Source organism: Rhizobium sp. SRI_017 (assembly GCF_057586295.1).
In genome coordinates this window covers 676638-688634 of the sequence record NZ_JBYCZP010000001.1, presented here as the reverse complement: position 1 = coordinate 688634, position 11997 = coordinate 676638, and the positions used below count along the sequence as shown (strand labels likewise).

Sequence of the window (11997 nt, the reverse complement as noted above, 5' to 3'; positions counted from 1 at the left end):
TCAGTTTCCCTCCATCCGGTTTTCGAACAGCGTCGAACGGCGGCCGCGCAGCACGATGTCGAACTTGTAGGCGCGCATGTCCATCGGGATCGTCGCATTCATGTCGAGCGGCGCGATCAGCTGGTCGATCGCAGCCTTGTCGGAAATCGTCCGCACGATTGGACAGAGCGGAATCAGCGGATCACCTTCGAAATACATCTGGGTGATCAGCCGCTGGCCGAAGCCGCTGCCGAACACCGAGAAATGGATATGCGCCGGGCGCCAGTCATTCGGGCCGTTCGGCCAGGGATAGGGGCCGGGCTTGATGGTCTTGAACCAGTAGAAGCCGTCATCATCTGTTATCGTCCGGCCGACGCCGCCGAAATTCGGGTCGAGGGGTGCCATATAGCCCTCTTTCTTGTGGCGATAGCGCCCGCCGGCATTGGCCTGCCAGAACTCGACCAGCGTGTTGCCGACACCCTTGCCGCGCTCGTCCAACACCCGGCCATGGACGAGAATGCGCTGGCCGATCGCCATCTCGCCCGGCCTGGCATAGTTGAGGATCAGGTCGTTATCGAGCTGGCCCAGCATGTTATGGCCGAAGGCCGGGCCGGTGATCTCGGTCTTGGTGCTGTCGAAGGAGAGTAGCGCCCGCTGCGGCGAGCGCGCAACGGAAGTCTTGTAGATCGGCACATAGGCCGCTGGATGCCATTCGCGGTCCCTGGCGAAGAAGGCGCCGGTCTCGGGCGGGGTGTTCTTCACGTCTTGTCCTCCTGCAAAATGGGGCCTCCTCAAGCCTTGTTCATGTCGGCGAGCGTGTTCTTGATGATCTTGATCGCATGGTTGGCGGCCGGCACGCCCGCATAGATCGCCACATGCAGCATGGCTTCGCGCAGGTCCTCGGGCGTCGCACCGGTATTGGCCGTGGCGCGGACATGCATGGCGACCTCTTCGTCATGGCCGAGGGCGGCGAGCAGCGCGATGGTTACCATCGAGCGCTCCCGCTTGCTCCATTCCGGCCGCGACCAGACATGGCCCCAGGCGGCTTCCGTGATCAGGTCCTGGAAAGGATCGTCGAACGCAGTCTTATTCCTCTCGGCATTATCGACATGGCGATCGCCCAGCACCGCGCGCCGCGTGGCCATGCCTTGATGGTAGCGATCGGATGCGGATCTGGATGCCATCGATGGCCCTCAATTGCCGTGGACGAAGTTGGTCAGAAGTTCGGCCAGCTCTTCCGGCTGTTCGACGCAGGGAATGTGGCCGCAGGAGTCGATGATCTCGATGCGGGCGCCGGGAATCATGCTGGCAGTGGTCTTGATCAGATCAGGCGGGGTGGCACCATCCTTGTCGCCGCCGATGCAGAGAACCGGCACCTTGATGCCGGAGACAGTCTCGGTGAAATCTGCGTCCCGGATCGCGCCACAGGTCGCGGCATAGCCGATGGCATCCTGCCGGACCAGCATGTTGCGGTATCCGGCGAGGTCGGTCTTGCGGCGCGCGCGGAAATCAGGCGTGAACCAGCGTTCGAGCACGCCATCGGCCAGCGCCTCGATACCGTCCTTCTCGACCGCTGCGATGCGCGTCGCCCACATCTCCGCTGTGCCGATCTTGTGGGCGGTGTTGGAGAGCACGATCTTGCGCACCAGTTCCGGCTTCCTGGCATAGAGCGCCTGCACGATCAGGCCGCCGACGGACAACCCCACAAATACCGCCTTCTTGATGCCGACATGGCGGCAGAGGCCGATCAGGTCGTCGGCGTGCTCTTCGATCGTATAGGGCGTCTTGCCGCGGTCGGAGAGCCCGTGGCCGCGTTTGTCATAGAGCAGGATCGACCAGTTTGCGGTCAGCTCGTCGATCAATGGCAGCCAGATGCGGAAATCGGTGCCGAGCGAATTGATGAAGACGACCACAGGCGCGTCGTCATCCTCGGTCAGGAACTCGTGGTGCAGAACCGTGCCGTTGATATTGGCGAAAGCCATGGCAACCTCCCGTTGGCTAGAGAAATATCGGATGAATAATGTTCGGTATAATGATATTTTCGGCTGAAAGCATAACCTTACTATTATGAATCATGGATAGCAGGATCAAGTTCCGTCATCTCCAGACCTTCATCGAAGTCGCTCGCCAGAAAAGCGTCGGCAAGGCAGCAGACGTGCTCACCATCACCCAGCCGGCGGTGACCCGGACGATCCGGGAGCTTGAGGACTATCTTGGCGCGACGCTGTTCGAAAAGGAAGGCCGCGGCATCAGGATCAGCCCATTTGGCGAGGTTTTTCTGAAACATGCCGGCGAGAGCATCGCCGCAGTCCAGCGCGGCGTGGATTCGATTGCGCAGGCGAAGCGCTCGATGGGTCCGCCGCTCAGGATCGGTGCGCTGCCGACGGCGTCTGCGAGTCTCATGCCGGAAGCGGTGGCGGAGTTTCTCAAAGCCGGCACCGGCAGCCGTGTGACCATCGTCACCGGCGAGAATCGCTGGCTGCTCGATGCGCTTCGCATCGGGGAACTGGATCTCGTCGTCGGCCGTCTTGCGGCACCCGAGCGGATGACGGGCCTGCATTTCGAGCCGCTCTACGTCGAAGAGGTGATGTTCGTCGTCCGCCCCGGCCATCCGCTGATTCAGCGCCGCAATTTCTCGCTCAGTGAGATCGCCAATTACACGGTGCTGACACCACCGCCCGGCTCGGTGATCCGCCCCTTCGTCGACCGGCTGTTGCTGACCAATGGCATCGGTGAGCTCTCCAATGTCGTCGAGACAGTTTCGGACAGTTTCGGCCGCGCTTTCGTCGAACGGTACGATGCGATCTGGCTGATCTCGCGCGGCGTCGTCTTGTCGGAAATCCAGGCGGGAAGGCTCGCGACGCTCGATATTGATACGACGGAAACGCGTGGCGCCGTCGGGCTGACGACTCGCGCTGGCGAGGCGCCGGGCCTGGCACTATCGATCATGATGGCGACGATCCGTGACCGCGTGGCGACCGCCAATCTCGGTCTTTGATGCCTCAGACCCCGCGACGTGTGTCGAGCGAAATGATCCCTGCGCCGGCTGCGGCGACATAGATGAGGCCGCCGGATATGGCGATGTCCTTCATGAAGGCCTGGAACTCCATGACATTGGCCCAGTTCGAATGCCCGGTGAAGGCTGCGACGATGGTGAAGACAGCGAGCACCGAAGCGGCGATACGGGTGTAGAAACCGGTGAGGACGAGCACACCGCCGACAATCTCGATCACGATGACAGGCCAGATCACCAGCGAGGCCAGCGGCAGGCCGATGGCTTCGAAATAATCGATCGTGCCGGAGACATCCATCAGCTTGGAAATGCCAGCCTGGATGAAGATGACAGACAGCAGGACGCGGCCGATGAGCATGGCGATACTGGACATGGCTTCCCCCTAAACCCTTTCGCTCTTTCTTCTGCCGTCGCGCCGAATTCAGAAGGCGGACAGCTTCCACGCGATATAGACCAGGGCTGCGGCAATGATCCAGAGGGCAATGCGCCCAGATCTGGAATGACGCGCTTCCGACCGGCCAATCGCCTCGGCGGTCTCGGGATCGAAGCGTAGTCCCTTTTCGCTCATGTCGGTCAAGTTCTGGGCGAGGTTCTCTGCTTTCTCGGCGATGACAGGTGCTGCTTCGGCCAAGCGCATCGCAGCCTTGAGACCGTCCTTGAGATCGTTCGCGATGCGCTTCGGTCCCAAATTGTCGCGGATCCATTTGCCGACGACGGGCTCCGATGCCTTCCACATGTTGAACTTGGGATTGAGCGAGCGCGCCACGCCTTCGACCACGACCATGGTCTTCTGCAGCATGAGCAGCTCCGGCCGGGTCTCCATGTCGAAGAGTTCGGTGACTTCGAAGAGCAGCGTCAGCAGCTTCGCCATCGAGATCGTGTCGGCCGGCTGGCCATGGATCGGCTCGCCGATCGCCCGGATCGCCTGGGCGAAGGAAGCATGGTCGTGATGGGCTGGCACGTAGCCGGCCTCGAAATGCACATCCGCCACCCGCTGGTAGTCGCGGGTGATGAAGCCGAAGAGAATCTCGGCGAGAAACCGTCGCTCCTTGCGGCCGAGGCGCCCGACAATCCCCATGTCGACCGCGACGACGGTGCCTTGCGGGTCGACGAAGAGATTGCCCTGATGCATGTCGGCATGGAAGAAACCGTCGCGCAGCGTGTGCCGCAGGAAGGACTGCATCAGCATTTCAGCGAGATGGTTGAGGTCGAAGCCGGCAGCCTTCAGGCCCGCGACATCGGACATCTTGATGCCGTCGACCCATTCCATGGTCACGACATCGCGGCCGGTACGCTCCCAGTCGACCTTGGGCACGCGGAAGCCGGGATCGTCGGCGGAATTCTCGCCGAGTTCGGAGAGCGCGGCAGCTTCGAGCCGAAGGTCCATCTCGACCTTTGTTGTTTGCTCGAGCATCTTCGTTATCTCGACAGGCCGCAGGCGTCGGGCCGGGGGATAGAAGCGCTCCTGCAAACGAGCCAGCGCGTAATTGGTCTCGAGATCCCTGGCGAATCGTTCGCGGACGCCTGGGCGGATGACCTTGACAGCAACCTTGCGGGTCACCCCCTCGACTTCGATCTCGGCAGGATGGACCTGGGCGATGGAGGCCGCTGCGATCGGCTCGCCGAAAGTCTTGAACAGGCTATCCACCGGTCGGCCGAGCGAAGCCTCGATCTGGGCGACGGCCAGCGAATGTGGAAAGGTCGGCATCCGGTCCTGAAGCTGCGCGAGATCGCGGGCGAAGACATCGCCGACCACATCGGGCCGCGTCGCCAGGAACTGGCCGATCTTCACATAGGATGGGCCGAGCCGCTCGACGGCGCGAGCGAGGTTGTCCGATTGCGCAGAATGGAGCGCACGCCGGCGCGCAAACAGGCCGGCGACGGACTGGCCGAAGCGGGCTGGGAATGGAAGTCCCTCCGACGGCAGCGCCGAGATCACGCCTTCGCGCGCGAGCACCCAGCCGAGATTGATCAGTCGAAAATAGGCTCCGATCGTACTCAAATCAGAGCTTCCAGCCGGAATGAAGCGCTGCGATGCCGCCCGAGTAATTGGTCCAGGTCACCCGCGAGAAACCGGCGCGGCGGATCATTTCGGCGAAGTCGGACTGGTTGGGGAATTTGCGGATCGACTCGACGAGATACTGATAGGGCTCGCCGTCGCCGGTGACCGCCTTGCCAATGACAGGGATCGCATTGAAGGACCAGGCGTCATAGACCCGGTCGAGCAGCGGCAGCTCGACTTCCGAGAATTCTAGCACCAACAATCGGCCGCCGCGCTTCAGCACGCGATAGGCTTCCGAGAGCGCCACATCGATGCGCGGCACGTTGCGAATGCCGAATGCGACCGTATAGGCGTCGAAGCTATTGTTTTCGAAGGGCAGTTCCTCGGCATTGGCCTCGACGAAGGTGACATTGCCGGCAAGACCGTTCTTTTCCGCGCGGTCGGCGCCAACCGCGAGCATCGAGCCATTGATGTCGAGCACAACGGCCTGGCCGAGGCGATTGGAGGCCTCGACTGCGCGGAAGGCGATATCACCCGTGCCGCCGGCCACGTCGAGCAGCCGCCACGATGGATCCTTGCGCGGATTGAGCGCCGCGATCATCGCGCTCTTCCAGACACGGTGAAGCCCGGCCGACATCAAGTCGTTCATGATGTCGTAGCGCTTGGCGACCTTGTGGAACACATCATTGACGCGGCTCTGCTTTTCCCCGGCTCCAACATTCTGGAATCCGTAGGATGTTTCCATGCCGCCATCGGCACTTGTGCGCGCGCTCGTCATAGCCAAACTCCCGGCTCAAATTCGGCCGGACCATAGCCGATGCGTTTGTGCGATGCCATATCCGATTGCCGGCGAAATGGTCGCGGGTCGGGCTTGTTGGCTTTATGGTTTCCGGTTGACCGGTCGTGTTTCTCGCTGGATGTTCGCTGCAGACCAGGAGGGCAACGATGAGCGACGAGATCCGATCAGGGCAATGCTTCTGCGGTGCGGTGCGATTTCGGATGCATGGTATGCCGATGTTCATCCATTGCTGCCACTGCCGTGACTGCCAGAAGCAGACGGGCGGCGCGTTCGCGGTCAACGGCCTGATCGAGGCCGACCGTGTGGAGGTCCTGCAGGGCGAGCCTCAGCCGATCCGCATGGCGACCGAGAGCGGCTATCCGCACGACATCTATCGCTGCCCGTCCTGCCAGTCCGCCCTGTGGAGCGACTATGGCGGCAGGACATGGCTGCGATTCCTGCGGCTGGTAACGCTCGACGAGCCCGGCGCCTTCGTGCCGGATGTCCACATCTATACGCGTTCGAAGCTGCCATGGGTCGTATTGCCCGATGGCGCCAAAGCTTTCGAGGAATACTATGACGTCAGGAAAGAGTGGCCGGCCGAAAGCCAGTCGCGCTACAAGGCTGCAAAAGACAAGGCCGCTGCCTCAGGCTGAGGCAAGCGCCCGCTCTGCAGGCGGTCGTATGGCGGCCTTCGACGGCGCATAGGCGCGCAGGAAGGTCCGCGTCGCGTTGCGCGCCGCGCTTTCGAGGTCGGCGTTTGAGGGCATCTCGCCGAGCAGCACCTGCATCTGGATATCGGCATGGCCGAGCGCCAGAAGCTGCCGGGCCGCAACGTCGAAATCGTCGATCTCGAGCACGCCTTTGGCGGCCAGCTTGGCAAGGCAGGCACCGAGTGCGCTAACCAGCTTAAGGGGGCCATGCCTGCGCCAGGACTCGAAGAGCTCGGGATGCGAAGCGCCCTCGGTCTGCACCAGCTTGCGCAGGAATCGACCGTCCTTGTTGAGCACGCAATTGCGGCTGAGAAGCACGAGAAAGTCGATGAGTTCGGCTTCGAGATTCTCGCCGGTCTCGGGGAAGCTGCCGAGCAGGTCGAAGACCGCACCATTGGCCCGCGCCATCACTTCTTCTATGACCGCGCTGAACAGAGCATTCCGGTCGCGATAGTGGTTGTAGACCGTCTGTCGAGAGACCTGGGCGCGTTCAGCGATGTCATCGATGCAGGCGCCGCTGAAGCCATATCGGCAGATCGCGTCCGCCGCTGCACCTATGATCAGGTCACGCTTGGCCGCTTGTCCGCGTGCCAAAGGTGGTTCGGTCAAGTGTCCAGATTGAGTCGCCAAGCCCAAATTTTTTTTCATATGGGGAAGGTAATGCGACTTGACGATTTAGACAAGAGTGTCTAATTTTACATCTGTGTCCAATTTAGTGGACATGCTATTCGTTCCGCGCGACATCCTCCCAAGACCGCCCGGATCCGTTTCATTGATCAATCCGGCGGCGCCGCTTCAGGTGAGTGCTGCCTCATCCGAAAGTTCGGCATCATGACGGCTTCCTTTTACAGGCCGGCGATCGTGCTCGGTCTTCTATCGGCCATCGGCCCGTTCGCCATCGATATGTATCTGCCCGCCCTGCCGGAAATTGGCAGGGATCTGGGTTCGTCCACCAGTGTCACGCAGCTCAGCCTGCTCGCCTTCTTCATCTCCTTCGCGCTGGCCCAGCTCATCTACGGCCCGCTGTCCGACATGTGGGGCCGCAAGATCCCGCTTTATCTCGGCATCACCATCTTCGCTTTCGCCTCGATCGGCTGCGCGCTCGCGCCCGATATCGAAACGCTGATCGCCTTCCGGTTCCTGCAGGGCATCGGCGGTGCGGCCGGCATGGTCATTCCGCGGGCGGTCGTCCGCGACATGCATACCGGCGTCCAGGCGGCGCGGCTGATGTCGCTTCTCATGCTGGTCTTCTCGATCTCGCCGATCCTGGCCCCGCTCACGGGTAGCGCGGTCATCGAATTCTATGGCTGGCGCGGCGTGTTCTGGGCCGTGATGTCGGCAGCCTTTGTCGGGCTGTTGCTCCTCTCGACCCAACTCGAAGAGACGCGCCCGGAACATCTTCGCCGCGAGAGCAGCGTTGGCGCAGCGCTCAGCGCCTATGGGCTCCTGCTGCGTGACAAGAACTTCCTGACGCTGACCTTCATCGGCGGCCTGGGCATCACCAGCTTCATGATCTTTCTCGCGAACTCGCCCTTCGTGCTGATCGAGCATTACGGCCTGACGCCGTCGCAATATTCGATCGCGTTTTCGATCAACGCCGTGTCCTTCTTCACGGTCTCGCAATTCACCGGTCTGCTCGGCGCGCGCTTCGGTCTGAAGCGGGTCATGCGGCTTGCAGTCACCGGCTTTGCGATCACCATGGTGGCCATGGCGCTGGCGATGAATTCCGGCATGGGCGGGCTCTACACCCTGGCCGCCTTCCTCTTCGTCGGCTACGGCTTCCTTGGCCTCGTCATCCCGACCTCGGCGGTGCTGGCTTTGGAAGACCATGGCGAGATCGCCGGCACGGCGTCGTCGCTGATGGGCACGCTGCATTTCGTGATCTCGGGCGCAGCGATGGTTCTGGTCAGCCTGGTGTTCGACGGCACGCCTACTCCGATGGTCATCGGCATCGCGGTGGCGGCGGCTCTCGCCTTCGTGCTGACCCAGGCGACGATCGGCCGCCGGGCAGCGATGAGCGCCGCAGAATAGGTAGGAGTTGACCGCTGTCGAGAGCCCGCGCACGGGATGCGCGGGCCTTTTCGTTACGGCGTTTTCCGGCGGGATCCTGGAAACCACACGGCCGCGATGCCAAGGCCGGACAGGACAATGATGAAGGGCAACGCCACCGCGCCCGTCAACTGTTTGCTCTGATTGACCGCTGCGCCATGCCGATCACGGCAGATGATCCGTCGTGACTTTCTGGTCTCTCCGCTGAGATCGAGGTGCTGGCCCTTCCCGCAGAAGATCGAGCCGAGCCAGTCCGACTGACGAATCTGGGGGGCAAAAATCTGACATATGAGTATGCTGAGGGTGATGCCAATGATCGCAGACCGAAGCAGCACATAGCCCGTTTCGAACAACTGCCTCGTCAACGAGCCCGGCTCTCCGATAATGTCATCCAAGTATTCACCGATCATGTCAGGTTCCGGGTCGCCACTTTGCAGACCCAACGATCGGGATGGCAGTTCTATTCGTTCAGCAATGCAGGCTTTTTCGCCTTCAGCGCCGCGATTCGCGCCAGTCGACCATCCAGGCCAGCATCAGGCCGGGGATGGCGAACAGGACGATGAAGGGCAGCGCCATGTTGACGGCGATGAAGTTGTTGCGTGCGCTGACCTCGACGCCAGCGGCATCGCGGCAGATCATCCGCCGGGAGCGATTGCCGGCGGGCACGTCATCAATACGCTGGCCTTCACCGCAGAGGATGTAGCCGATAACGCGCGACTCACGCAGGATTTCGCGATTGGTCTGATAGAGCGCAACGCTGGCCGCAAAACCGAGCACGACGGCCGCGAGCATCAGGCAGCCGGTTAGGATCCAGCGGCCCTTCCGCGAGATCGGTTTGCCGGTGATGTATTGCGAATGTCTGCTGGCCATGTCTCGCGCCCAAATCCGTCCGTCAATGCAATCTGCGTCGCGGGCTAGACGGCAGGCACGCCAACAATATTCGCGCCTGCTGCCGGATTCGGAGGAGATTTGCGCGGATCAGGCGTTCTTGATTGTCTCGTCGACAGTTTCGGCATCGGGTGCGTTCTTCTTCACCGACTCGATGCAGTTCTTGGCCGAGGATTTCGACTTGTAGGTCTCGGAGATCACCATCGGTTCGCCATTGGCGGCGACGAAGCGGACAAAGGTTTCGCCGTTCTTGGCCTCTGCGATCTCGAAGCGGTAGCCCTTGCCGGTCTCTTCCTTGGTGAGGTCGACGACGGCTGCACCGGGCGCGTTCTTCTTGATCGATTCGATGCAGTTCTTGGCACTGGCCTTCGAGGCGTAGTTCTCGGACCACACCATGACTTCGGCATTGTAGACGAACTGGACCCGGAACTGGTCGTTCGCGGCACCCACGATCTTGAACTTGTGCATTCCTCGTCCCTCCTCGAAAGGTCAACCTGTTGAATGGTTTGTCCCGACACAGGAGTAGTACAGCAGGCCGTGCTTCGCAAGCAGGCGTCCGGCCACTTCAGGCAACATGCGCCTCGGCGGTTTCCGGCGACATGGCGACGGTATTGCGACCCATATGCTTGGCTTCGTAAAGCGCAGTGTCCGCCTGGCTCAGCAGCTCCTCCAGCGTTTGCTGGGAGGGGCGCCCGATCGCGAGGCCGATGCTGACGGTGACACGGCCGTCCGGCAATCCGCGATGGCGGATGTCCAGCGCCTCGATCGCCGAACGGACTCGTTCCGCCAAGGCGAGAGCGCCCAACGCCTCCGCATCCTTGGCGAGAATGAGGAATTCCTCGCCGCCAAATCGGAAGACGTAGGCTGTCTGTCCCACCTGCTCCGAAATGCATTTCGCGACGGCGCGAAGGCAGCCGTCGCCTTCGATATGGCCGTGCACGTCGTTGAAGAGCTTGAAGTGATCGACGTCGAGCAGGACCGCCGCCACGGTGCGCATCCGGCTGCCGCCGTTCCAGAGGTTCTCGCGGATGCGGGCCAGCGAATGCCGGTTGAGCAGGCCGGTCAGTTCGTCATGCTCCGACTTTTCGAGCAGTTGCGCATGGAGTAAGGTGCCGCGCAGCCGGTGCAGGAAGTTCTTCCGGTCAACATGTTCGAGGAAATAGGCACCGGCCGCCATGAAGACCGCCGCCGTCAGCACGAAGGACATGATGCTGGTATAGGTGAGTTCGTCGAAGGCGCCTGATACTGCCATGGTCACGGCATGGATCAGCGTCATCAGCACCAACCCGGTCAGTGCGACGGGAAATCGCGGCCGGAGCACGATGACGAAGAACATCAAGGCCGCGACATTGCCGTTCTGATAGGCGAAGAGACGCCCGCTCGACGTCTGACTGGCAATCGCCATCGGCAGCAGCGAACCCACGACGCCAACCCACAGCGTGAGCAGATCATACCGGATCGCCGAGGCCTTGCGCATGACCAGCCAGAGGCCGATCAGGCAGCCGGGCGTGAAGACGGCAAGCCGCGCGACCAGGTGCTCGCGGAACATGTCGGGCGTCAGATTGTAGTCGTCATTGAGCTGGAAGAGATACATGGCCAGCCCGATAAGCGCCCAGAGCGGCACCATTCGCGCCCGGCTCCGGGCATATTCATCGACAAACAGTGTCTCGATGCCGGCCCGAAATCGGAAAACCGCGCCACGCTGAAGCTGACGATCGACATCGTCCAATGTAACGGCGTCCATCGCCTTCCCCGACCAACCGACCCCTCGGTTGCAGCATGCAATCTCTCGATAGCAAGTTGAGAGTGATTTGCCTAAGGGAATCTTGCTTTGTGCACGGTGACAAATACGCGAACGAAAAAGGTCGCCGGAGGGTACCGGCGGCCTTCTGCTCTTTCAGGAAGCTCGCATTTGCCGCTCGGCGAGGAAACGATTCACCGCACAATCTTCAGCGCCGGCCCGCCCGTGCCGAACCGCCGGACGGCCAGGAAGCCGACCGCGATGGCGACCACCAGCAGAATGCCCTGCGCGATCGCAAACGGTGGCTCGCTGCCGGTTGGCGCCAGCGTGTGCAACGGAGGCACCTTCAGGAAGGACTGCACGATCAGCACGAAACAGTTGAAGTAGAGAAGGGCGGTCGATCCGACGACATAGACGAGGCGCCAGATGCCTGTGAGCCCGGCACGATATTTCGCATAAAGCGTCGGCAGGAAGATGAGAATACAGAGGATGCCGACGCCAATTGCCGGCGTGAAGCCATTGTAGGGAAACATGAAACTGGTGACCAGCGTGAGACCTGTGGTGACGATATAGGTCGTCGTCCAGCGTGAGGTCTCGTTCTTGAGAAAGCCATAGACAACAGGAATGCCGGCCACGATGGCGACCAGGCTGATCAGTGTGTGGAAAATTGTGAGTGCATAGACATACATCGGCGACACCCCTTCTGGCCAAAATTGTCAATCGTCAAGCGAGACGATACAACAAATCGGGCGGTGCAAAAGGGGGTATCTGCAAACTATCCGGGAGCCTGGAGAATTTCCATCCGGGGCACCAATGAGCGACCGGCGTCTTCCG

The 11997-nt window shown here is 61.4% G+C and carries 15 protein-coding genes; 3 read left to right on the top strand and 12 right to left on the bottom strand.

The features are described from left to right. From pcaH to pcaD, 3 genes are read right to left on the bottom strand one after another with little or no spacing between them, the layout of a single operon-like run. Entirely contained in the window at positions 1 to 741 is a 741-nt protein-coding gene (gene pcaH, locus AC2YI2_RS03390) for a protocatechuate 3,4-dioxygenase subunit beta (protein WP_487385004.1), read from the bottom strand. Positions 742 to 770: 29 nt separating this feature from the next. Continuing rightward, positions 771 to 1163, bottom strand: a complete 393-nt coding sequence (gene pcaC, locus AC2YI2_RS03385) for a 4-carboxymuconolactone decarboxylase (RefSeq protein WP_487385003.1) — start codon at positions 1161 to 1163, stop codon at positions 771 to 773. 9 nt (positions 1164 to 1172) lie between these two features. Beyond that, on the bottom strand, positions 1173 to 1961 hold the full coding sequence (gene pcaD / locus AC2YI2_RS03380) for a 3-oxoadipate enol-lactonase (protein WP_487385002.1): 789 nt from the start codon (positions 1959 to 1961) through the stop codon (positions 1173 to 1175). Between the two features lie 89 nt (positions 1962 to 2050). On the opposite strand from pcaD, the gene pcaQ reads away from it, so the two are divergent. Beyond that, a complete protein-coding gene (gene pcaQ, locus AC2YI2_RS03375) occupies positions 2051 to 2977 on the top strand; it encodes a pca operon transcription factor PcaQ (protein ID WP_487385285.1) in 927 nt (308 codons plus the stop codon). Positions 2978 to 2981: 4 nt separating this feature from the next. On the opposite strand, the gene AC2YI2_RS03370 is transcribed toward pcaQ, so the two are convergent. The 3 genes from AC2YI2_RS03370 to ubiE are packed head-to-tail and all read right to left on the bottom strand — an operon-like array spanning position 2982 to position 5772. Beyond that, positions 2982 to 3365 (bottom strand): DoxX family protein, encoded by a 384-nt coding sequence (locus AC2YI2_RS03370; RefSeq protein WP_487385001.1) that lies wholly within the window; start codon positions 3363 to 3365, stop codon positions 2982 to 2984. A 48-nt stretch (positions 3366 to 3413) separates the two neighbouring features. After that, positions 3414 to 4994, bottom strand: coding sequence for a 2-polyprenylphenol 6-hydroxylase (gene ubiB, locus AC2YI2_RS03365; protein WP_487385000.1), 1581 nt, complete (start codon positions 4992 to 4994; stop codon positions 3414 to 3416). 1 nt (position 4995) lies between these two features. Beyond that, positions 4996 to 5772 (bottom strand): bifunctional demethylmenaquinone methyltransferase/2-methoxy-6-polyprenyl-1,4-benzoquinol methylase UbiE, encoded by a 777-nt coding sequence (gene ubiE, locus AC2YI2_RS03360; protein WP_487384999.1) that lies wholly within the window; start codon positions 5770 to 5772, stop codon positions 4996 to 4998. 167 nt (positions 5773 to 5939) lie between these two features. Between ubiE and AC2YI2_RS03355 the strand changes: the two genes are divergently transcribed. Beyond that, entirely contained in the window at positions 5940 to 6428 is a 489-nt protein-coding gene (locus AC2YI2_RS03355) for a GFA family protein (RefSeq protein ID WP_487384998.1), read from the top strand. On the opposite strand, the gene AC2YI2_RS03350 is transcribed toward AC2YI2_RS03355, so the two are convergent. Then, complete coding sequence (locus AC2YI2_RS03350) at positions 6420 to 7079, bottom strand: TetR/AcrR family transcriptional regulator (protein WP_487384997.1); 660 nt, start codon at positions 7077 to 7079, stop codon at positions 6420 to 6422. The two genes, AC2YI2_RS03355 and AC2YI2_RS03350, sit on opposite strands and share 9 nt — an antisense overlap. 237 nt (positions 7080 to 7316) lie before the next feature. Between AC2YI2_RS03350 and AC2YI2_RS03345 the strand changes: the two genes are divergently transcribed. Then, the gene (locus tag AC2YI2_RS03345; RefSeq protein ID WP_487384996.1) at positions 7317 to 8516 is read left to right on the top strand and encodes a multidrug effflux MFS transporter; all 1200 of its coding nucleotides are present in this window, start codon (positions 7317 to 7319) and stop codon (positions 8514 to 8516) included. A 53-nt stretch (positions 8517 to 8569) separates the two neighbouring features. Here the strand turns inward: AC2YI2_RS03345 and AC2YI2_RS03340 are convergent, their stop codons facing one another. The 5 genes from AC2YI2_RS03340 to AC2YI2_RS03320 all read right to left on the bottom strand — a co-directional run bounded on the left by AC2YI2_RS03340 (position 8570) and on the right by AC2YI2_RS03320 (position 11852). Then, positions 8570 to 8944, bottom strand: a complete 375-nt coding sequence (locus AC2YI2_RS03340) for a hypothetical protein (protein ID WP_487384995.1) — start codon at positions 8942 to 8944, stop codon at positions 8570 to 8572. An 82-nt stretch (positions 8945 to 9026) separates the two neighbouring features. Beyond that, positions 9027 to 9404 (bottom strand): hypothetical protein, encoded by a 378-nt coding sequence (locus tag AC2YI2_RS03335; protein ID WP_487384994.1) that lies wholly within the window; start codon positions 9402 to 9404, stop codon positions 9027 to 9029. 108 nt (positions 9405 to 9512) lie between these two features. Then, the gene (locus AC2YI2_RS03330; protein WP_487384993.1) at positions 9513 to 9890 is read right to left on the bottom strand and encodes a YegP family protein; all 378 of its coding nucleotides are present in this window, start codon (positions 9888 to 9890) and stop codon (positions 9513 to 9515) included. 97 nt (positions 9891 to 9987) lie between these two features. Next, positions 9988 to 11166 carry a GGDEF domain-containing protein gene (locus AC2YI2_RS03325; protein WP_487384992.1) on the bottom strand — a complete coding sequence of 393 codons (1179 nt, stop codon included), beginning with the start codon at positions 11164 to 11166 and terminating at the stop codon, positions 9988 to 9990. A 191-nt stretch (positions 11167 to 11357) separates the two neighbouring features. Continuing rightward, entirely contained in the window at positions 11358 to 11852 is a 495-nt protein-coding gene (locus AC2YI2_RS03320; protein WP_487384991.1) for a hypothetical protein, read from the bottom strand. Between the last annotated feature and the right edge of the window lie 145 nt (positions 11853 to 11997).

Coding starts and splice junctions, on each gene's coding strand:
- pcaC (WP_487385003.1), bottom strand. CDS start 1,163: ATGGCATCCAGATCCGCATCCGATCGCTACCATCAAGGCATGGCCACG.
- pcaD (WP_487385002.1), bottom strand. CDS start 1,961: ATGGCTTTCGCCAATATCAACGGCACGGTTCTGCACCACGAGTTCCTG.
- AC2YI2_RS03370 (WP_487385001.1), bottom strand. CDS start 3,365: ATGTCCAGTATCGCCATGCTCATCGGCCGCGTCCTGCTGTCTGTCATC.
- ubiE (WP_487384999.1), bottom strand. CDS start 5,772: ATGACGAGCGCGCGCACAAGTGCCGATGGCGGCATGGAAACATCCTAC.
- AC2YI2_RS03355 (WP_487384998.1), top strand. CDS start 5,940: ATGAGCGACGAGATCCGATCAGGGCAATGCTTCTGCGGTGCGGTGCGA.
- AC2YI2_RS03345 (WP_487384996.1), top strand. CDS start 7,317: ATGACGGCTTCCTTTTACAGGCCGGCGATCGTGCTCGGTCTTCTATCG.
- AC2YI2_RS03340 (WP_487384995.1), bottom strand. CDS start 8,944: ATGATCGGTGAATACTTGGATGACATTATCGGAGAGCCGGGCTCGTTG.
- AC2YI2_RS03335 (WP_487384994.1), bottom strand. CDS start 9,404: ATGGCCAGCAGACATTCGCAATACATCACCGGCAAACCGATCTCGCGG.
- AC2YI2_RS03330 (WP_487384993.1), bottom strand. CDS start 9,890: ATGCACAAGTTCAAGATCGTGGGTGCCGCGAACGACCAGTTCCGGGTC.
- AC2YI2_RS03325 (WP_487384992.1), bottom strand. CDS start 11,166: ATGGACGCCGTTACATTGGACGATGTCGATCGTCAGCTTCAGCGTGGC.
- AC2YI2_RS03320 (WP_487384991.1), bottom strand. CDS start 11,852: ATGTATGTCTATGCACTCACAATTTTCCACACACTGATCAGCCTGGTC.